This is a genomic window from Methylobacterium phyllostachyos (assembly GCF_900103445.1).
Taxonomy (GTDB): Bacteria; Pseudomonadota; Alphaproteobacteria; order Rhizobiales; family Beijerinckiaceae; genus Methylobacterium; species Methylobacterium phyllostachyos.
This window is the reverse complement of the sequence record NZ_FNHS01000008.1, coordinates 149992-168178: the sequence shown is the minus strand read 5'-3', so window position 1 is coordinate 168178 and position 18187 is coordinate 149992. Positions and strand designations below refer to the sequence as shown.

Annotated in this window: 20 protein-coding genes; 6 read left to right on the top strand and 14 right to left on the bottom strand. The window is 68.3% G+C overall.

Going from position 1 to position 18187, the window contains the following annotated elements:
* Positions 1 to 9 precede the first annotated feature (9 nt).
* Positions 10 to 552: a hypothetical protein gene (locus BLQ49_RS14565; protein WP_143012260.1), complete on the bottom strand. Its 543-nt coding sequence runs from the start codon at positions 550 to 552 to the stop codon at positions 10 to 12.
* A 535-nt stretch (positions 553 to 1087) separates the two neighbouring features.
* Here BLQ49_RS14565 and BLQ49_RS14560 point away from each other — a divergent pair.
* Positions 1088 to 1687, top strand: a complete 600-nt coding sequence (locus BLQ49_RS14560; RefSeq protein ID WP_091716782.1) for a PAS domain-containing protein — start codon at positions 1088 to 1090, stop codon at positions 1685 to 1687.
* A 6-nt stretch (positions 1688 to 1693) separates the two neighbouring features.
* Here the strand turns inward: BLQ49_RS14560 and BLQ49_RS29700 are convergent, their stop codons facing one another.
* Both BLQ49_RS29700 and BLQ49_RS14555 read right to left on the bottom strand, forming a co-directional pair.
* Positions 1694 to 1870, bottom strand: a complete 177-nt coding sequence (locus BLQ49_RS29700; RefSeq protein WP_167627707.1) for a hypothetical protein — start codon at positions 1868 to 1870, stop codon at positions 1694 to 1696.
* 483 nt (positions 1871 to 2353) lie between these two features.
* A complete protein-coding gene (locus BLQ49_RS14555; RefSeq protein ID WP_091716780.1) occupies positions 2354 to 2983 on the bottom strand; it encodes a TetR/AcrR family transcriptional regulator in 630 nt (209 codons plus the stop codon).
* Between the two features lie 153 nt (positions 2984 to 3136).
* Here BLQ49_RS14555 and BLQ49_RS14550 point away from each other — a divergent pair, with 153 nt between their 5' ends.
* Entirely contained in the window at positions 3137 to 3907 is a 771-nt protein-coding gene (locus BLQ49_RS14550; protein ID WP_091716778.1) for an SDR family NAD(P)-dependent oxidoreductase, read from the top strand.
* Between the two features lie 63 nt (positions 3908 to 3970).
* Here BLQ49_RS14550 and BLQ49_RS14545 read toward each other — a convergent pair whose 3' ends face one another.
* The 3 genes from BLQ49_RS14545 to BLQ49_RS14535 form a co-directional block, all read right to left on the bottom strand.
* A complete protein-coding gene (locus BLQ49_RS14545; RefSeq protein ID WP_091716776.1) occupies positions 3971 to 4168 on the bottom strand; it encodes a hypothetical protein in 198 nt (65 codons plus the stop codon).
* A gap of 193 nt (positions 4169 to 4361) precedes the next feature.
* A complete protein-coding gene (locus tag BLQ49_RS14540; RefSeq protein WP_091716774.1) occupies positions 4362 to 5006 on the bottom strand; it encodes a cysteine hydrolase family protein in 645 nt (214 codons plus the stop codon).
* 182 nt (positions 5007 to 5188) lie between these two features.
* Positions 5189 to 5698, bottom strand: a complete 510-nt coding sequence (locus BLQ49_RS14535; RefSeq protein WP_091716772.1) for a ferritin-like domain-containing protein — start codon at positions 5696 to 5698, stop codon at positions 5189 to 5191.
* A 13-nt stretch (positions 5699 to 5711) separates the two neighbouring features.
* On the opposite strand from BLQ49_RS14535, the gene BLQ49_RS14530 reads away from it, so the two are divergent.
* Complete coding sequence (locus BLQ49_RS14530; RefSeq protein WP_091716770.1) at positions 5712 to 6026, top strand: hypothetical protein; 315 nt, start codon at positions 5712 to 5714, stop codon at positions 6024 to 6026.
* Positions 6027 to 6100: 74 nt separating this feature from the next.
* On the opposite strand, the gene BLQ49_RS14525 is transcribed toward BLQ49_RS14530, so the two are convergent.
* The 6 genes from BLQ49_RS14525 to BLQ49_RS14500 all read right to left on the bottom strand — a co-directional run bounded on the left by BLQ49_RS14525 (position 6101) and on the right by BLQ49_RS14500 (position 11222).
* Complete coding sequence (locus BLQ49_RS14525) at positions 6101 to 6445, bottom strand: DUF1330 domain-containing protein (RefSeq protein ID WP_091716768.1); 345 nt, start codon at positions 6443 to 6445, stop codon at positions 6101 to 6103.
* 58 nt (positions 6446 to 6503) lie between these two features.
* Positions 6504 to 7196, bottom strand: coding sequence for an orotidine-5'-phosphate decarboxylase (pyrF, locus tag BLQ49_RS14520; protein WP_091716766.1), 693 nt, complete (start codon positions 7194 to 7196; stop codon positions 6504 to 6506).
* 126 nt (positions 7197 to 7322) lie between these two features.
* Entirely contained in the window at positions 7323 to 7595 is a 273-nt protein-coding gene (locus BLQ49_RS14515; RefSeq protein WP_091716764.1) for an usg protein, read from the bottom strand.
* A 164-nt stretch (positions 7596 to 7759) separates the two neighbouring features.
* On the bottom strand, positions 7760 to 8374 hold the full coding sequence (locus BLQ49_RS14510; protein ID WP_091716762.1) for a uracil-DNA glycosylase family protein: 615 nt from the start codon (positions 8372 to 8374) through the stop codon (positions 7760 to 7762).
* Positions 8375 to 8509: 135 nt separating this feature from the next.
* Positions 8510 to 10705 carry a xanthine dehydrogenase family protein molybdopterin-binding subunit gene (locus BLQ49_RS14505; protein ID WP_091716759.1) on the bottom strand — a complete coding sequence of 732 codons (2196 nt, stop codon included), beginning with the start codon at positions 10703 to 10705 and terminating at the stop codon, positions 8510 to 8512.
* 61 nt (positions 10706 to 10766) lie between these two features.
* A complete protein-coding gene (locus tag BLQ49_RS14500; RefSeq protein WP_091717028.1) occupies positions 10767 to 11222 on the bottom strand; it encodes a (2Fe-2S)-binding protein in 456 nt (151 codons plus the stop codon).
* Between the two features lie 269 nt (positions 11223 to 11491).
* On the opposite strand from BLQ49_RS14500, the gene BLQ49_RS14495 reads away from it, so the two are divergent.
* Positions 11492 to 13021 (top strand): sensor histidine kinase, encoded by a 1530-nt coding sequence (locus BLQ49_RS14495; RefSeq protein ID WP_091716757.1) that lies wholly within the window; start codon positions 11492 to 11494, stop codon positions 13019 to 13021.
* 126 nt (positions 13022 to 13147) lie between these two features.
* Here the strand turns inward: BLQ49_RS14495 and BLQ49_RS29015 are convergent, their stop codons facing one another.
* Both BLQ49_RS29015 and BLQ49_RS14490 read right to left on the bottom strand, forming a co-directional pair.
* A complete protein-coding gene (locus tag BLQ49_RS29015) occupies positions 13148 to 14290 on the bottom strand; it encodes a hypothetical protein (RefSeq protein WP_143012259.1) in 1143 nt (380 codons plus the stop codon).
* A 140-nt stretch (positions 14291 to 14430) separates the two neighbouring features.
* Positions 14431 to 14847 (bottom strand): EVE domain-containing protein, encoded by a 417-nt coding sequence (locus tag BLQ49_RS14490; RefSeq protein WP_091716755.1) that lies wholly within the window; start codon positions 14845 to 14847, stop codon positions 14431 to 14433.
* A gap of 257 nt (positions 14848 to 15104) precedes the next feature.
* On the opposite strand from BLQ49_RS14490, the gene BLQ49_RS14485 reads away from it, so the two are divergent.
* Both BLQ49_RS14485 and BLQ49_RS14480 read left to right on the top strand, forming a co-directional pair.
* On the top strand, positions 15105 to 17483 hold the full coding sequence (locus BLQ49_RS14485) for an EAL domain-containing protein (RefSeq protein WP_091716753.1): 2379 nt from the start codon (positions 15105 to 15107) through the stop codon (positions 17481 to 17483).
* A gap of 230 nt (positions 17484 to 17713) precedes the next feature.
* The gene (locus BLQ49_RS14480; RefSeq protein WP_091716751.1) at positions 17714 to 18187 is read left to right on the top strand and encodes a type 2 periplasmic-binding domain-containing protein; all 474 of its coding nucleotides are present in this window, start codon (positions 17714 to 17716) and stop codon (positions 18185 to 18187) included.

Below are 18187 nucleotides of genomic sequence, written 5' to 3'. Positions count from 1 at the left end.
TGCCTCTCCCTACGCGGGCGATGCCGGGACGTGCTGGACGGCGCGGACCCGGCGGCGGGGGTGATGCCGGCGCCATTTCAGGACGGCATAGCGCAGCCGGCTGTAATAGGCGTAGAGGCGCGATCTGTGGTGGTGCCGGTGGGCGAGGTGGACACGGGCGGCACGCGCCGGAGCGGCCGTGCGGCTCGCCACGGCCGGCTGCGCAACGACGGTGGACTTGGCGTTCAGGACGGCGACCGGATCCACATAGCTGACCTTGCGCAGGGCCGGGGCCTCGCCGCACCCGACGCACAGGGATCCGTTGAGGCGGCTCCACATGCGCCGCTCCCGGGCCAGGACCCGCCGGTCATTCGCGTCCGACAGTTCGACCGGGGAGCGCAACAGCGCCGCGCGATTGTCGAGACTGGGCCTCTTGAGGATTACCCCGAGATCGTCGGGCACCTCCAGCATGGGCAGCCGGATCGCCTTCGGCTTGCCGTAACACGCGACGGGGAACACGATCATAGACGCCAGCAGGGACAGCACTGCGGATTCGAGTGCTAAGCGGCGCATCCTGGTCTCCGAGCTGCGTGGACGACCTGACATAGCCTTAAAACAGCCCCGTCCATACAAATAATTTTCCTCCCGAATATCATTCTGCAGGCAGCAAGGCCGAGGACCCGTGGTCAACAGCAATAATGTGGTCAAGCCTCAGCAGTGAATGCGGAGACTGGACAGGCACAAGCGTCGCCCTCAGGCGACCGGGACCCGTTCATGCCGGATCCGAAGCCTCGCTCTGTGGGTAAAGAGCAGCATGTCCGCAAAGCGTTGCCGTTGACATTCTGCCCGCCTCGCCCGGGCCGCGGGGGCGCATCGGCGCTGAGAGAGGCCGCTCCGCGCCGCCTGGATCAGGCGAGACGTTCCGCTGGAACCGACGTGCGAACGGCGAGCCCGGCGCCGGGCGCGCGGGCCGGATGCAGGAGGATCATGTGCTTACTGGTAGACACAGATTTCTCAATCGTCGATCTAAAGTTGAACAAGCCGGCGCGACGCACGAATACGGGGTGATCCGGCGTCGAACGGCCGTGACGAGCGAGGAATAGGTCAGATGGACGAGGCGGCGGACGACGTCGTATCGGAGGCGGCACTTATCGCGGCCCTCGAAAATTCCGGCGGTGTCGGCTTCTGGATGTGGGACATCCGCAAGGACGAGGCACGCGCCGATCCGGTCAGCGCCCTGCTGTTCAACATCAGCCCCGCCCGGTCGCGCGCCGGGGTCAGCCTCTCGGAGATCCTGGCGGCGATCCATTCGGACGACCAGCCGCACATCTCGCAGGCCATCCTGGACTGCGTGCAGTCCGGCAGCTCCTACACGGCCGAGTACCGTGTGTGCTCGCCTGCGGGCCGGCTGCGCTGGCTGTTCACCCGCGGGCATTTCTACCTCGACGCCGAGGGCCAGCCGACCACGGGCCGGGGGGTGATCGTCGAGATCTCGGACAGCAAGTCCGCCGGTACGGCCTTCGCGCAGCGCGAGGGTGACAGCCTGGATGCCCTCAATCGAACCGCCGATCTGTGCCTGTCCCTGCACAACGCGGTCTCGGACCTCGACGACGCGCCGATGCTGGCGTTGACCGAGGCCCTGCTCCTCGAGATCGGCCGGCACCTGGCGGCACGACAGCGGGTCACGCACGGCAGCGCCTTGCACTGACCGGGGTCACAGCTCCCGGATCTTCTTCTCGATGCGCTCGGCCTCGGCCTCATCGACCTCCACCGGCCGCCCGGTATCGTTGGGCAGGCCGCGCCCCGTCTGCGCGATGGTCTCGTCGCGCGGGCGGCCGCTCTGCCCGTCCGAGATCGGCGGCTCCTTCGGCATGTCGCGATCCTGCTCCATCGGGCCCTCCTGGCGCGCGACAGCGTCGCTCCGGCTCTATCCGCGGCGTGCTTGTCCGGGGACCGGGTGCTGTCGGTCGAGGGGGAACCGCCCAGGCCCGGTGAAGATCCGGGCGCCGAGCGGTGCTGTTTCAATCAGAGGCCGGAAACCCGCACCGCCACCACGACCGTCTTCAACCGCATCCCGTCCTCGGTCAGGGCATATGCGACCCTGGCTGAGGGCGTGGAGATCCGGCATCAATATCCGCTGCGAGATGCCCGCCGCCGTGTCCTTCAGCGATATGATGCAGGGCCAGAGCGATGTAATTTCTGTCATCAGCGCCCAGAGACGCTTCTTATCACATCATCCGATCGGCTCGATTACTCACACTGCGCCCCGCTTTACACGATCCGTGCAGCGGACCCACATCCGTAAGATCGATCGTGGAACTCTACGACGTGCCGGCGAGCGGTACCCCGGCCCCGCCCATCGTCACCCATGAACTTACGGACGAGGCCCCCTCGGCGCCAGGCTCCGCAGCAGGAACGCCGTCATGGCCTCCACGGACGGCGCCGGCTGGAGCGGTGACTTCCCGACCAGCACCGGGTGCGTGTAGCGGGCGATCGCCGCGTGGACGCAGGCCGCCGCCTCGGCGGGATCGGCGGCCTCGAAGACGCCGCGGGCCACGCCGTCGCGGATGATGCGCTCGAACCCGGCGGTGATCCGGGCGACGTGGTGGCGGCAGACGTCCCAGCTCTCCGCCATCGCGGCCTCGATCATCTCGTGGACTCGCGGAAAGGCCTCGCAGCGCCGGGTGCAGTCGCGGTGCAGGGTCTCGATCGCCGCCACGAGCCGTTCGGTCGGGTCGAGGCCCGGCCGGTCGGCGATTTCCGAGATCAACGCCTCGACCTCGCCGATTAGGCGCTCCAGCACCGCTTCGTTGATCGCCTTCTTCGAATCGAAGAAGCGGTAGACGTTGGCCGGGCTCATCTTCAGCGCCCGGGCGATATCGGCCACCGTCGTCTTCTGGTAGCCGATCTCGCGGAAATACGCGTCCGCCGTCGCGAGGATGCGGCTGCGCGTATCGGGCGCGGTCTCCTCGCTCAGGCAGGGAATCGTGTCAGCCAGGGACATGCGTCCTCACTAGGGCATGCGGGCGCGGAGCGTCAAAGACGCTGGTCCGACGGAGGTTCCCCTGCGGCCGGTGCGCGCCGCGCGGAACCGGGTCCGGCGGCACCCATTGCCCCGGCATCCGGCCGCGACCGCGGCACCTGCGAGGGATGAGCGATGACGTTGACCGACACCCGTGCCCTGATCACCGGGGCCGATTCCGGCATCGGGCAGGCGACCGCCGAGCTGTTCGCCCGAGAGGGGGCCGACGTGGCGATCACCTACCACACCGACGAGGCCAGCATCCGCGAGACCGCCGCCCGGGTCGAGGCGGCCGGACGCCGGGCGCTGGTGCTCCAGCTCGATGTCGGCGATCCGGCGGCGGTGAACGCGGCCTTCGACCGGATCGGCAGCGAGTTCGGAACCCTCGACATCCTGGTGGCGAATGCCGGACAGGCCATGAGCGGCGTGCCGGTGGCCGAGATGGACGACGTGCTGCTGGAGCGGATCCTGCGGGTGAACCTGATGGGCCCGCTGTTCTGCGCCCGCCCGTTCATCAGGATGCGCAAGGCGCAAGGGGGCAACGGCAAGATCGTGTTCGTCTCCTCCGTGGCCCAGCACCTGCCGACACCCGAGAGTGCCCCCTACGGCATGTCCAAGGCGGGGCTCGGCTCCCTGTGCCGCTCCCTGTCGCGGGAGCTCGCCGAGGACCGGATCAACGTCAACAATGTCGCCCCGGGCCTGATCGAGACGCCGATGACGGCGGACCGGTTCGAGAAGCCGGAGGTGCTCGATCAGTCCCTGGAGCGGATCCCGTTCCACCGGGCCGGCCAGCCGGGGGAGATCGCCCGGGCGATCCACTATCTCGCCTCGGACGCCTCCAATTACGTGACGGGCCACACCCTGGTGGTCGATGGCGGGCTGACGATGCAGTGGGGCGGCGCCTGAACGCGCAAGGCGCCGGACCCGGTCCGGCGCCTTTCATGCGTGATGCTTTGATAGCTGGCGCGCTTACGAACCGAACTGCGAGCCCAGACGCTCAAGGTATTCGGCCAGATCGACGCCGCCGATCCGCTTGCCGTAATCGAACCGCATACCCTGGCGGATGTCGATGCTGGCATCCCGCGTGGTCAGGGTGAAGGGCCGGACGCAGATCCAGGCCCCGTCGCGGCGGTGCTCGAAGTAGCCGAGGATCTCGTGCTTGGCCATAATCTGTCCTCCGGAACGGTGTTTGGAGACATAACGGTCACACCGGCCGCAGGTTCGCGCGGTCCGACTGTTTTTCGTGCTCGATTTCGGAGGTCTCGCGCGTTCGGAACTCGGAGGCCGGTGGAACTGACCAGCGCTGATCTCGCCTAAGCTTGGCCGCAAACGGCCTGGAGCCCTGCGCGGCCTGCGCCGCTCACCGCCAGCGGTCGAGGATCTCGGCGGTGGTCATCGTCTCGACCTGATGGCCGTAGCGCATGCGGTACATCAGCAGCAGCGCGTCGTGCGCCTCGTCGCAGGAGCTGCACAGGGCATCGGTGGCCAGCACGATGCGGTAGCCGAGATCGACGCCGCCGAGCACGGCGGCCAGCACGCAGACATCGGTCTCCGCCCCAGTGACGATCAGGGTGTCGGCCGCCCGCGCCCGGAGACGATCATCGAGATCCGTGTCGAGCCAGGGCGAGTAGACAGCCTTGTCGATGACCTGTGCGGGTGGGACGAACCGGGCGAGGTCCGGGACGAGGTCGATCAGGTCCGGGGCGAGGCGCTCGCGGGTCATGTCGGCCCAGCGCTCCGAGTAGGTCGCCCAGGTGCCGCGCCCCTCGCCCGGCCGGGCGGCCGGGATGAAGCGGGTGAAGATGGTCCGCTCCGGATGCGCCTCGGCGAGGCGATGCACATGCGGCAGGACCCGCGGCATCCACGGAGTCTGCCAGTCGGTGGACTCGGCGAACATCCGCTGCATGTCCACGCACAGGTGGACGCACCTGTCGCCGAAGGGTTCGGCGGAGGGCCCCCCATCCTGAGCATGGCTGTTCGTCAGTCGGGCGTTTCCAGTTCCCATGACCGCGCAATCAGGCAGGACGGGGGGAGTTCCTGCGGCAGAGTGGAGGGCGCCGCGCCGACTCGTTGGGCCGGGGCGTTCGAACGACAGCGCCCGATCGCTTGGCGACCGGGCGCGTCCTGAGGTCGCGATTAAACGTGCGCTCCCTCGCGGAGCCGGCGTCCGCTTTGGTGGAGAGCGCCCTACCGGTCGGCCTTCGCGCCGGAGGTGGTCAACTGGAGGTAGCGCTCGGTGGTCGGTCCGATCAAACGCCGCACCGCCTCTGCCATGCCCTGCTCCTCCTTGAGCGACTGCTGGAACGCCGTCCGGTGTCCCTGCTGGCCGGCGGCATCGCCAATGACGAGGAGCGACTCGTAGGCCGCGATCTCGAAATTCTCGAAGGCGTGATTGGCGTAGGTGTTCTTCAGGATCTCGTCCTGGGCCGGGGCGTGGCCGAGCGCCATCATGTTGCCGACGAAGCCCAAAAAGCCTTCCTTGAGGGCCGAGGGGCTATCGCCCAGGCCCTGAAGCGCCTCCTCCAGGCGCTGGCGCTGGCCATGCGTCTCCTCAATATGGCGGCGCAGGGCCTGCTCCATCTCCGGATAGCGCTCAAGCCGTTCGACCTGCCGCTCCATGATCTGCAGCGCCTGCATCTCGAGGGCATGGGTGTTCTTCAGCGCCGTGACGTAGATCTCGCGCGCGTCCATGGTCATGGCGATACCTCTGTTGAGTTGCGAGCCCTATGGCTCATTCAACCTGGGAACGCAGAGTCCGCACGGCCAAGTTCCGGGCCGGGTCTCCCGCCAGGAGGTCGCAGGCCTCGCCGCATTCCGCGCCGCGCGGCCGCGACCGGGCTCGTTCCTGGCCCGGCGCGTCGCCGAGATGGCGGCCCCGGCGGCGCGCAGCGGACTCCAGCGGGACAAGGCGGCCGTGGGCAAGGCCGTCTCGCCGAGTGTCCGATCCCGGATCTTCTACGCCATCGACGCGGGCAACGGCGTCGTCCGGGCGCTCTCGATCCTGCATCCGTCCCGGGACGGTTGAGACTTGTCCACGGGAGATGGTTCCAGGCTTCCGATCGGGGCGGCGCCACGGACTGCTCCGTTCGGGCGAAAGCCCTACTCGGACGCCGGCCCCACCTCCGGCGCGGGCTCCGAAGCGCTGGGCTGCGGGCCGTCATAGCCCTCGATCACCAGGATCTCGGCCTCGACGCCACCGCGCTGCTTGGCCTTGGCCGCCTGATAGAGATCGGAGTTCCAGCAGGCGAGGGCGTCGGCGTAGCTCGGGAACTCGATCACCACGTTGCGGGACCGGGCCGGGCCCATCACCGCCTCGTGGGCGCCGCCGCGCACGAGGAAGCGGCCGCCGAACTTGGCGAAGGCGACGCCGTTGGCCGCCACGTAGTCCTTGTAGGCCTCCGCGTCGCGGACATCGACCCGCGCGATCCAGTAGCCCTTCGTCATGCTGCGTCTCCTGCCTTGCCGAGCGAAGTGGCTCCGGGCCGCGCGAAGGCAATCCCGATCAGGCCATCTCGGCCACGATCGCCTGCGCCACCGCGCGGGGGTCGGCGGCGCCGGTGATCGGGCGCCCGACTACGACATGGTCGATCCCGGCCTTCCGGGCTTCGCCGGGGGTCATCACCCGCTTCTGGTCGCCGGCCTCCGTGCCCGCCGGGCGGATTCCCGGGGTAACGACCAGACGGTCCGGCCCCACGATCCGCCGGACCGAGGCCGCCTCCGCCGCCGAGCAGACCAAGCCGTCGATGCCGATCTCGGCGGCCTGGGCGGCGCGCTGGGCGACGAGATCCGCCACCGGCAGGCCGTAGCCGGCCTCCGCGGCATCGGCATCGTCGTAGGAGGTGAGCACGGTCACGGCGAGGATCTTCAGGCCGGCACCCCGGCCGCGAACCGCCGCCCGCATGGTTTGCGGATAGGCGTGGACGGTGAGGAAGGTGGCGCCGAGGCCCGAGGCCGCGCGCACCCCCGCCTCGACGGTGTTGCCGATATCGTGGAGCTTCAGGTCGAGGAAGATCTTGAGTCCGCGGGCCGCCAGACGCTCGGCGAGGGCCAGCCCGCCCGCGTAGCCGAGCTGGTAGCCGATCTTGTAGAAGGTCGCGGCGTCGCCGATCCGGTCGATCAGCGCCTCGGCCTCGGGCACGCCCGGCAGGTCGAGGGCCACGATCAGGCGGTCGCGGGGGTCGGCAATCTCGGGCATTGGGCGTCCTTCGGGGTCGCGGCACGGATCACGGCCGGGCGAGGCCTGTCAATGCGCGACCGGCACCCGCCCACCTTCAACGGACGAGCTCAGGCGTTGGCGGCGGCCTGGATCGCGGAGCCGCACTCAGTGAAGCAGGAAGTCGCCCGACACGGCGCGCAACTCGGCCGGTTTCAGGAGCTTGCAGTGCATGACCTTCACGGAATGCAGCGGTCCGTCGAGCCTGCTCTGCCAGAAGGCCAGGAATTTCCGCAGCTCCGGCAGTTGCGGAAAGAGATCATGCTGCTGCCAGATGAAGGTCTGCAGCAGATGCGGATAATCCGGCAGATGATACAGAATTTCTGCGGTCGTCAGGCTGTAGCCTTCGAGCCACGTGCGGCGGGGTCTCGCATCTGACATTGATCAACCCACTCCGAAGGTTTGGCTGATGCAATATCCTGTCTCAGTAAGCCGGCTCACTCAAGAGAATGCTTCGCCATAATCCACCGCCCCGGCGAAGGCTCCTGCACTGTGGCATCGCTGCTGCAGGGTGTTCTTCCTAAGATGCGTCGCCCTGGCCCGGCTCACTTGGCCAGCACCCGCGCCACCTCCGCCTTCAGCACCGGCAGCAGCTCCGCCTCGAACCAGGGCTCGCGCTTGAGCCAGCCGTTGTTGCGCCAGGACGGGTGGGGCAGGGGGAGCACCCGGGGGCGCCGGGGCTCGGCGAGGATCGCCCGCCAGCGCCGCACCGTGCCGGTGAGCCCATCCTCCAGCCTCCCCAGGTGCCAGGCTTGCGCGTACTGGCCGATCACCAGGATCAGCTCGAGATCCGGCAGCCCGGAAAAAAGCTCCGCCCGCCAGCGCTCGGCGCATTCCCGGCGCGGCGGCCGGTCGCCGCCCTTGGCGTCAAGGCCGGGAAAGCACGCGCCCATCGGCAGGATGGCGACCTTGGCGGCGTCGTAGAACCGCGCCTCGTCGAGGCCGAGCCAGGACCGCAGCCGGACGCCGGACGGGTCCATGAACGGCATGCCGGTCCGGTGGGCGCGGGTGCCGGGGGCTTGGCTCGCGATGCAGAGGCGCGCGCCGGTGCTGCCCTGGACGATCGGCCGGGGCTCCTGGGGCAGGGGCGGGCCGTAGAGCGGGCTGTCCCGGCAGAGGCGGCAGGCACGCAGGCAGGCGGCTGTGTCGTCGAACGGCATGCCCCCGAGATGGCGCGGCGGCGCCCAAAAAAGAAACGGCGCGGTGTCGCGCCGCGCCGTTGTCAGTTGGTCTCTTGCCTTGGGGGAAGACCCGTCCTTCCTACGCCGATACGCGGCGCGGGGAGGTGCGATTCCTCACGCGCCCTTCACGCCCGAGAGGTCGAGCGGCAGGGAGCGCAGGCGCCGGCCGGTCGCGGCGAAGACCGCGTTGGCGATCGATGGCCCGAGCACGGGCACGCCCGGCTCGCCGATGCCGGTCGGCGCCACCTGGCTCGGCACGATGTGGACCTCGACCTGCGGCATCTCGCTCATGCGGGTGGGCTCGTAGGCGTCGAAATTGTGCTCCTGCACCTGTCCGTCCTTGAGGGTGATGCGGTTGCGCAGCACCGCCGACAGGGCGAAGCCCACCGCGCCCTCGACCTGCGCCCGGATCACGTCCGGGTTGACCGGAACGCCGACATCCACCGCGGCCACGATCCGGTTCACCCGGATCGCCGCATCCTGCGCGGTCACGTCCGCCACCATGGCGACGTAGGAGCCGAAGGATTCGTGGACCGCGACGCCGAGGCCGCGGCCCGGCTCCTGGAGCTTGGCGCTCCAGCCGGCCTTGTCGGCGGCGAGCTTGAGCACGCCGGACAGCCGCGGCGCCTGGGTGAGGAGGGAAAGCCGGTAGGCCACCGGATCGACGTTCGCGGCGTGGGCCAGTTCGTCGATCATCACCTCCATCACGTGGGCCGTGTGGGTGTGGCCGACCGAGCGCCACCACAGGACCGGCACGCCCTCGCGGCCATTATGGACGCCGAACCGGTAGGCCGGCAGCGCGTAGGGCGTGTCGGAGGCGCCCTCGACGGTGGTGGAATCGATGCCGTTCTTGACGATCATCGCCTCGAAGGGCGAGCCGATCATGATCGACTTGCCGACCATCACGTGGTCCCAGCCGACCACCGCGCCCTTGCCGTCGATGCCGGCCCGGACCTTATGGAGCACGGTCGGGCGGTAATAGCCGCCGGCCATGTCGTCCTCGCGGGTCCAGACGAGGTGGAGCGGGGCCTTCTCGCCGGACGCCTTGAAGACGGCGGCGGCTTCCGCGAGGTAGTCGGCGGTGGGCGTCGCCCGGCGCCCGAAGGAGCCACCGGCCCAGTTGCTGTGCAGCCGGACCCGGTCGGCCGTCACGCCGAGGATCGCCGCCATCGTGGCCTGCTCGACCGTCTGGAACTGGAAGCCGGCATAAACATCGTAGCCGCCGTCGGCCCCCTTCTCGATCGTGGCGTTCAGGGGCTCCATCGCCGCGTGGGCGAGGTACGGGAAGGTGAATTCGGCCTCCACGACCTTAGCGGCCCCCTTCAGCGCCGCCTGCGGGTCGCCGCGCTCGGAGGCCGTGAGGCCGGGGCCCTTGGCCCGCTCCCGGTACTCGGCGAGGATCGCCTCCGACGAGCGGGTCTCGGCGGTGCTGTCGTCCCAGGTGACGGTGAGGGCCTCGCGGCCCTTCATGGCCGCCCAGGTGTCGCGGGCGATCACCGCCACGCCGCTCGGCACCTGCACCACGTCGAGCACGCCCGCGACCTTCCGGGCGGCCGTGGCATCGAAACCCTTCACAGTGGCGCCGAAGCGCGGCGCCCTGGCTACCACGGCCGTGACTTGGTTGGGACGGCGGATGTCGAGGGAGTAGATGGCCGTGCCGTTGGTCTTGGCGACGGAATCAAGGCGCGGCAGCTTCGCGCCGATCAGTTTCCATTCGCTCGGGTCCTTGAGCCGCGGCTCGGAGGGCACCGGCAGGGAGGCGGCCGAGGCCGCAAGTTCCCCGAACCGGGCCTGCCGGCCGGACGGGCCGTGGCGCACGACGTTGTCGGCGACCGTGATCTCGGAGACCGGCACCTTCCAGCGGAAGGCGGCCTCGGCCATCAGCATCTCGCGGGCGGCCGCACCCGCCTTGCGCAGCTGGAACCAGGAATTGGCCACCGCGGTCGAGCCGCCGGTGCCCTGGATCGGACCCATCAGGCTGTTGTTGTAGAGCGTCGCGTCGGCAGGCGCGAACTCGGTGCGGACTTGTCGCCAGTCGGCGCCGAGCTCGTCGGCCAGGATCGTGGCGAGCCCGGTCGTGTTCCCCTGGCCCATGTCGAGGTGCTTGATCACCACCGTGACGGTGTCGTCGGCGCCGATCCGCACGAAGGCGTTGGGCTGCGCCTTGACGTCGGCGAGGTTCGGGCCGGACGCCGCGCGGGCGGGTTTCGGATCGAGCCGGAACGCCACCACGAGGGCGCCGGCGCCCGCCAGCAGACCACGGCGGCTCGGACGGACGGGGAGGGGGCTCGGTCGACGGGCGTTCAGCATGGCGGCGAGGCTCCGGTCGGGACCGCAGGGCAGGGCGGGGGAAGTTGGGTACCGGTACGGATCAGGCGAGGCTGCGCGCGGCTTCGTGAATCGCCGCGCGGATGCGCTGGTAGGTGCCGCAGCGACAGATGTTGCCGTCCATGGCGCCGTCGATATCGGCATCGCTGGGCTTGGCGTTGCCCGCGAGCAGGCCGATCGCCGACATGATCTGGCCGGACTGGCAGTAGCCGCACTGGACCACGTCGAGCTTGCGCCATGCCGCCTGGACGGCCTCGGCCACCCGGCCGTTGATGCCCTCGATGGTGGTCACCTGCGCGGTGCCGACATCGCCGAGCTTCGTCTGGCAGGCGCGGACCGGCTGGCCGTCGAGATGGACCGTGCAGGCGCCGCATTGCGCGATGCCGCAGCCGTACTTGGTGCCGGTGGCGTCGAGCCGGTCTCGCAGCACCCAGAGCAGCGGCATGTCGGGATCGGCGTCGATCTCGTGCGCGACGCCGTTGACGGTGAGCTTCGGCATGATCGGCACCCCTGATCGCAACGTGGGCCCGGACGCTCCGGATGCCGGCGCGCCGTGCGGTGAGGGCCGGCCGGGCTCTCGACCCTAGTAAGCAAGACCGCTCGCGTGATGTGCGACATCGCACTTCAAACCGGAGAGGAGGTCAGCCTCGCCACAGGCAGCGATGATTAAGATCCTAGAGATGCCGGCAGCCCCTTCTTAACATATCCTCCTCATTCTCACGGAGTGATTCCCGACCGACACCACCCTTTTCGAGTTTCAGTGCGCGTATGCCCGATCTCACCGTCGAGATGGTCCAGCGCGGTCGTGGTCCCTCGACGGAGGAGGCCGCCCGCCGCCTCGGGGTCGCCCGCGAGATCCGCTCGGCGCGCGAGAAGCTGACCTCGCAGACCGGCCTGGAGCGGGCCTTCGACTACGAGCTTTTGCGCCACTACGCCCAGTATCGGGCCGGCGCCGGGATCCCGCTGGTGGGCTTCGCGGCGGCGCTCGCGGCGGCGGCGACCTTCTGGATCGCGCCGCCCGTGGCCGCGGCCTGGGCGCTCGGCGTGTTCCTGATGATCACGCTCAACACGACGCTGAGCCGGCGCTTCCTGAACACCGACCCCGGGACGATCCCCCTCGGGCGCTGGCGGCGGCGCTTCCTGATCGGGGAGGTGCTGCAGAGCCTGTCGTGGTCGGCGATGATCGGGCTCGGCGCCACCGGCGGCTGGACCTTCGCCCTGATCGGCCTCGTCATCGCCTCTGCGGTCACCACCATGCTGGCCGCGACGGTGCCGCTCGCGGCCATCGCCGCACTCGTGCCGCTGGCGCTGGCCACCGCGTCTTTGGCCACCTTCTCCCCCGCCGCGGACGGGCTCCTGCTCGTGACGATGGCGGGCGGCGCGCAGCTGTTCTTCCTCGGCCTGTCCCGTCGCCTCTATGCGGCAACGATGGGCGCCCTGCGCTCGCGCGCCGAGAAGGACGCGGTGTTCGGCGAACTGGAGCAGGCCAAGGCCAATTCCGACGAGGCCCGCCGCCGGGCCGAGGAGGCGAACCTCGCCAAGTCGCGGTTCCTGGCCACGATGAGCCACGAGCTGCGCACGCCGCTCAACGCGATCCTCGGCTTCTCGGAGGTGATGAAGAACGAGGTGTTCGGCACCCACATCGCGCCATCCTACCGGGAATACTCCAACGACATCCACGATAGCGGGCTGCATCTCCTCAACCTGATCAACGAGATCCTCGATCTCTCGCGGATCGAGGCGGGGCGCTACGAGCTGAACGAGGAACCGGTGCAGCTCGCCCACGTGGTGGAGGAGTGCCGCCACATGATGGGCCTGCGCGCCAAGGCCAAGAACCAGACCTTCCACGACCTCGTGGACGATGCGCTGCCGCGGCTCTGGGCGGACGAGCGGGCTTTGCGCCAGATCGTGCTGAACCTCCTGTCGAACGCCGTGAAGTTCACGCCGCCCGGCGGCGAGATCTGGCTAAAGGTCGGCTGGACCGCCTCGGGCGGGCAGTACGTCTCGGTCAAGGATAGCGGACCCGGCATCCCGGAGGACGAACTTGGCACGGTCCTGTCGTCGTTCGGGCGCGGCTCGCTCGCGATCAAGACCGCCGAGCAGGGCTCGGGGCTCGGCCTGCCGATCGTGAAGGGGCTTGTGGAGCTGCATGGCGGCCAGTTCCAACTCACCTCCAAGCCCCGGGAGGGCACCGAGGTGGTGGTGACCCTGCCGGCCTCCCGGGTGATGGACACGCTGCCGCCGGTCGAGATCGACGCTGATCCCCCGGCCCAAACGACCCTCAACCGGGCGGCGTGAGCCCGCTGAGAACGACTGGCAGAACTGCCCGAACTGGTTGAGTGTGATGAGGTTTACAGCGCGGCGGGCGAAGGCCTCGCGGATGTCGCCGCGCCGCTCATGACGGATGGACAGTACGCAGACCCATCAGGCCTGAGGTACGGATCTGACCTTCTCAGCTATCCATTCAAAAGCGTCGGTGAGCTTCTTGGTGCCGTCAGGGTCGCGCGCGACCACGCCATAAGGCAACGAACCGTAACCATTCAACATTTGTTGGGTTAGATTAGAGTTGTTGACGGCGGCAAATCTATGAAGCAATTCGCGCCTCATATCTAAATCATCAAATATTGGTTTGTTCGATAGAGATTTAAGTTGGAACCATATCTTTCCGTCAGTGGACAGATAAACTGGGTTGATCGTTACATTCTGCACTTTCATCAAGGGATAAACAGATCCGAATTCACGACCGACCCCGTAAATCAGCGGAAAACCACTGGTCTTCATCCAGGCAATCAATGCGCAAGCAACATCAACTTCCGCAGATGAGCATTTCGATGCCAAAGCCTCGATGAAGCGCCCCTCCGTCCAGCGCGGACCTGAAGAAGACACTTGCTTCTTCGTTGCTTCTTGTGTTTGTCCGAATACCATTGGAACGAGCGTTCTCAGATTTCCGGCTGTGTACTGCCTGAGCTCAACCGCAAGGAATTCCGCCGGATCCATTTGCCTGTTCAGAAATTCGACAATGCGCCGAACCTCCGTCGGGATATGGTCGGCGACAATCAGCATACGGATTTTACCGGCTTGCAAGTTTGTCTTCACGTTGGACCAAAACTGATCTACCGTTACGTCCTTGTCTAGAAATTCAGCCAACACCACGTCGTGTTGTGCTTCATTGTCTGCGCAGGTGCTCTCGAATGCCGACCTGATACTCTCCCAGGTCCAAGAGACCTGACAGTTCGCGGCGTAATCGAGTATTTGTCCGATCACCTCGCGCCGCAATCTCGTATCGCTCTGACGCTTAACCTCGACTAAAGTGGGTATTCCATTTTGATCCAAGAACAGGTGATCAATCGACCACCGCGCCTCATTGTCTTCATGTCCAATTGCTTGCTCCTGTTTCACCAGGACGAAACGCCGAGGCTGGTCAGGATCGATTTGACCGCCAACCAGCAACTCAGGAAACCTTGATAAAAGACGCTGGAAATCTAATTCTTTTGAGAATTCAGCGGGCTGCATAGCAACAAGCGTCTCGTCGTTTTGTATAAGAAATACACCCGATTGATCAGACATATCCAGCCCACATAATCCCGGGAGACCCAGTGACATACAGCCTATAATAATTTCAGGCACGCCGAAAAAGATTTGTAACGCGTCTCGACTTCACAGAGCGAGCCAGTTTCAGGCGACTGCACCTATTCCGCAAGTCACACTCAGCCGAGTCCACCGAGGGCGCGCACCCGGGCCCATTCGGCCTCGGTCACCGGCTGCACCGACAGGCGGGAATTGTTCACCAGCACCATGGCGGCGAGCGTCGGATCGGCCTTGATGGCATCGAGCGAGACGGGACGGGGCAGCGCCTCCACGGCCCGCACGTCGACCATGCCGAAGCGGCCGGTCTCGTCGGTGTGGTCCGGGTAATAGGGTCGGATCACCTCCACGATGCCGACCACAGCCTTCCCCTCGTTCGAGTGGTAGAAGAAGCCCCGCTCGCCGACCTCCATGGCCATCAGGTGCTTCTTGGCGAGGTGGTTGCGCACCCCGTTCCAGAACGTGCCCGCCACGCCGGCCGCGACCTGCTGCTCCCATGACCAGGTCGCGGGCTCGGATTTGAACAGCCAGTACGCCATCGTCGCATCCCCACCGGCCGCCCGGTTCGGCGGCGCATGCCGCCTTAGAGACCGTTTGACCGCCCGAGCTCAATCGCGCGCCGTGTCTTGTGACCGGAATCCCACCCGCAGCGCGTCCGCCGCGGCAGCGGTGACGTCGTCTATACCCAGCGATGTTCCCGGCGATGTGAAGCAAATTACGTCTGTTGGTTAAATATTAATATCTGTTCACTAGTAATCTCAAGGAATACCGTCGCATAACACCGCTGATTGTCCACATGCTGACCGTGATCGGCTGCTTCGTCGGGGAACACAACCTGTGGCTAGTGGCCCTCGCGGCCCTGGTCTGCACGCTGGCGAGCACGACGGCGATCGCGCTGCTCACCCATGCCGGGCAGGCCGGCAGGCGCGGCCGCTATCTCTGGCTCGCGGTCGCGGCGGTGGCGGGGGGCTCGGGGATCTGGGCCACGCATTTCCTGGCCATGCTCGCCTACGCGCCGGGGCTGCCCTCGGGCTACGGGGTCGGCCTGACGCTCCTCTCCTACGCCGATGCCGTCGCGATCACCGGGCTCGGCTTCGCCCTGGCGACCATGGGAGGCCGGGTGCGGGCGGCGATCGGCGGTGCCGTCGTGGGCGGCGGCATCGCGGCGATGCACTACACCGGCATGGCGGCCTATGAGGTGCCGGGGCATCTGATCTGGAACCCGGGAGTGGTCGCCGTCTCGGTGGCAGTCGGCGCCGTCCTGGGCGCCCTGGCGCTGGTGGCGGGCCTGTTGGCCGGCACCCTCCGGGGCCGGGGCCTCGGCGCCGGGCTGCTGATCCTGGCGATCTGCGGCCATCACTTCACCGGGATGGGCGCGGTGACCATCCAGCCCGATCCCACGGTGACGATCCCGGCGAGCGCGATCCGGACCGAGTGGCTCGCCGCCGCCGTCGCCCTGGCGAGTTCGCTGATCCTGCTGCTGGCCGGGGCTGCCCTCCTGATCGACCTGCGGGAGCGTCGGCGCGCCGAATCCGAGCGCGAGCGCCTGCGCAGCCTCGCCAACGCGGCCGTCGAGGGCCTCGTTGTGTGCCGCGGCGGCCAGATCGTCAGTGCCAACGAGGCCTTCGCCCGGCTCGCCGGCACCGAGGCCGCGTCCCTGATGGGCGCCAGCCTGTCCACCTACCTGCCCGGGCTCACGGCGACGGCCGGCACCGCCGGAGAGGCCCTCGAGTCCGAACTCGTCCCGGCCGGCGGCGGGACCATCCCGGTGGAGGTGATCCTGCGGCCGATGGCGGAATATGGCCGCCAGCCGCATCATGCCGTGGCGGTGCGCGACCTGCGCGCCCGCCGCCGCGCCGAGAGCCAGATCCACTACCTCGCCCACCACGACGCCCTGACGGGGCTTGCCAACCGCACGAGCTTCCATGCGCGTCTGGAGCGGGAGATGCGCGCGGCAGATGGCCAGGGCACCCGGCTCGCCGTCCTGTGCCTCGACCTCGACCGGTTCAAGGAGGTCAACGACCTGTTCGGCCACGCCGCCGGCGACGCGATGCTGCGCGACCTCGCGCTGCGCGTCGGTGGCCTGCTCGAACCCACGCAGCTGATGGCCCGGCTCGGCGGCGACGAGTTCGCGATTCTGACGCCCCAGGGGCACGGATCCGCGGAGGGATCGGCCGAGCGGCTGGCCGAGCGGATCCTGGCGATGCTCGCGGCGGTGCCGGCGGTCTCCGGCCCGGTGATCGCCTCCAGCATCGGCATCGCGGTCTATCCGGACGACGCGCAGGACCAGCGCGCGCTCCTGAGCCACGCCGATGCCGCCCTGTACCGGGCCAAGGCCGAGGGGCGCGGCACCTACCGCCGTTACGACGCCAGCATGGGCGCCCAGATCCGCGACCGGCGCATGCTGGAGCACGACCTGCGCCACGCGGTGTCGCGGGGCGAGCTGGACCTCGTCTACCAGCCGCAGACGCGGATCGACACCGGCGCCGTGACGGGGTTCGAGGCGCTGCTGCGCTGGCGCCATCCTGAGCGCGGCCCGGTCTCCCCGGACCAGTTCATACCGATCGCCGAGGAGACCGGGGCGATTCTGGAGATCGGCGCCTGGGTGCTGCGCGAGGCCTGCCGGACCGCTTCCCTCTGGCCGCAGCCGCTGGCGATCGCCGTCAACGTCTCGGCGGTGCAGCTCCACAACCCGCATTTCGTGCAGTTCGTCCACGGCACGCTGTTCGAGAGCGGCCTGAAGGCGGAGCGCCTGGAGATCGAGATCACCGAGACCGCGCTGATCCGCGATCCGGCCCGGGCGCTGCTCACCCTGCGCCAGCTCAAGGCGCTCGGCGTGCGGATCGCCATGGACGATTTCGGCACCGGCTACTCCTCGCTGTCGAACCTGCGGTCCTTCCCGTTCGACCGGATCAAGATCGACCGCTCGTTCATCAAGGCGGTCCACAGCAACCCGCAGGGCGCCGCGATCGTGCGCTCCGTGCTGGGCCTGGGGCGGGGTCTCGGCCTCGCCGTGGTGGCGGAGGGCGTCGAGACCGACGAGGAACTGTCCTTCCTGGCCGCGGAGCACTGCACCCTCGCCCAGGGCTACCTGATGGGCCGACCCGCGCCGATCGCAATCTTCGCCGAATACACCCACGGGAACGCACAGGATCCGGTCGCCTCCGTGGCGTGAGCGGCCGGATCCCGTCCGGGTTCCGAAAGGGCGAGCCTTTTCGCGCGTCCAGGGCAGAGCCCTGGAGACCATCTTAGGGTTCCACCCTGAGCACCCGCCAAAGGGCTTCAGCCCTCTGGAAACCCGGACCGGGCGGTCGCGCAAGCTTTCAGCCGGCCGCACCCTGCCGGCCGAGTGTAGGCGAGGAGCACGAAGGCACCGCGACGCTGTCGTAGCCCGGCTCGAGGGCTTTGAGGCCGGGCCGGCGCGATACGGCGATCATCCGCAGCGACGATGACCGGCGCCCGGGCGAGATCCTGCGGCCGGAGCCGTTCGGCTGGTTCGCGGTGCCGGGCTTCGCGCACCGGGCGGGGGAGCCGCTGCGGCTGGCCGCGACCGCGCCCTGCTGCGCCGTCCGCGACGTGGCGGGCGGCCTGCTCGACCAGGGCGTGATCACCTGGACGGAGGTTTTCTCGGGCGGGACGGTCGCGGCCCCGTCGGCGGGGCCGGTGGTGGTTTTCCTGCACCGGCTGGCACCGGCCGATGTCGTGGGTGTCGGCCCGGCGCTGGAGCTGCCCCCGCTGCCCACGCGGGCGATCGTGCTGCACGCCGCCCATTCCGACCCGCGCGGAACGGGCGTTGACGCGCCAGTTTTCAATCCAACCCAGCCGCCAGAAGGGCTCCCGGCGCTTTTCCGAAGCGGACGTTCATCAGCCGTTCGGTGA

Bases quoted from the DNA above. Each gene is read 5' to 3' on its own strand.
- BLQ49_RS14495 (WP_091716757.1), top strand. From the start codon at position 11,492: ATGCCCGATCTCACCGTCGAGATGGTCCAGCGCGGTCGTGGTCCCTCG.
- BLQ49_RS14545 (WP_091716776.1), bottom strand. From the start codon at position 4,168: ATGGCCAAGCACGAGATCCTCGGCTACTTCGAGCACCGCCGCGACGGG.
- BLQ49_RS14525 (WP_091716768.1), bottom strand. From the start codon at position 6,445: ATGACGAAGGGCTACTGGATCGCGCGGGTCGATGTCCGCGACGCGGAG.
- BLQ49_RS29700 (WP_167627707.1), bottom strand. From the start codon at position 1,870: ATGGAGCAGGATCGCGACATGCCGAAGGAGCCGCCGATCTCGGACGGG.
- BLQ49_RS14560 (WP_091716782.1), top strand. From the start codon at position 1,088: ATGGACGAGGCGGCGGACGACGTCGTATCGGAGGCGGCACTTATCGCG.
- BLQ49_RS14485 (WP_091716753.1), top strand. From the start codon at position 15,105: ATGCTGACCGTGATCGGCTGCTTCGTCGGGGAACACAACCTGTGGCTA.
- BLQ49_RS29015 (WP_143012259.1), bottom strand. From the start codon at position 14,290: ATGTCTGATCAATCGGGTGTATTTCTTATACAAAACGACGAGACGCTT.
- BLQ49_RS14500 (WP_091717028.1), bottom strand. From the start codon at position 11,222: ATGCCGAAGCTCACCGTCAACGGCGTCGCGCACGAGATCGACGCCGAT.
- BLQ49_RS14540 (WP_091716774.1), bottom strand. From the start codon at position 5,006: ATGGGAACTGGAAACGCCCGACTGACGAACAGCCATGCTCAGGATGGG.
- BLQ49_RS14505 (WP_091716759.1), bottom strand. From the start codon at position 10,705: ATGCTGAACGCCCGTCGACCGAGCCCCCTCCCCGTCCGTCCGAGCCGC.
- BLQ49_RS14550 (WP_091716778.1), top strand. From the start codon at position 3,137: ATGACGTTGACCGACACCCGTGCCCTGATCACCGGGGCCGATTCCGGC.
- BLQ49_RS14535 (WP_091716772.1), bottom strand. From the start codon at position 5,698: ATGACCATGGACGCGCGCGAGATCTACGTCACGGCGCTGAAGAACACC.
- BLQ49_RS14555 (WP_091716780.1), bottom strand. From the start codon at position 2,983: ATGTCCCTGGCTGACACGATTCCCTGCCTGAGCGAGGAGACCGCGCCC.
- pyrF (WP_091716766.1), bottom strand. From the start codon at position 7,196: ATGCCCGAGATTGCCGACCCCCGCGACCGCCTGATCGTGGCCCTCGAC.
- BLQ49_RS14565 (WP_143012260.1), bottom strand. From the start codon at position 552: ATGCGCCGCTTAGCACTCGAATCCGCAGTGCTGTCCCTGCTGGCGTCT.
- BLQ49_RS14510 (WP_091716762.1), bottom strand. From the start codon at position 8,374: ATGCCGTTCGACGACACAGCCGCCTGCCTGCGTGCCTGCCGCCTCTGC.
- BLQ49_RS14490 (WP_091716755.1), bottom strand. From the start codon at position 14,847: ATGGCGTACTGGCTGTTCAAATCCGAGCCCGCGACCTGGTCATGGGAG.
- BLQ49_RS14515 (WP_091716764.1), bottom strand. From the start codon at position 7,595: ATGTCAGATGCGAGACCCCGCCGCACGTGGCTCGAAGGCTACAGCCTG.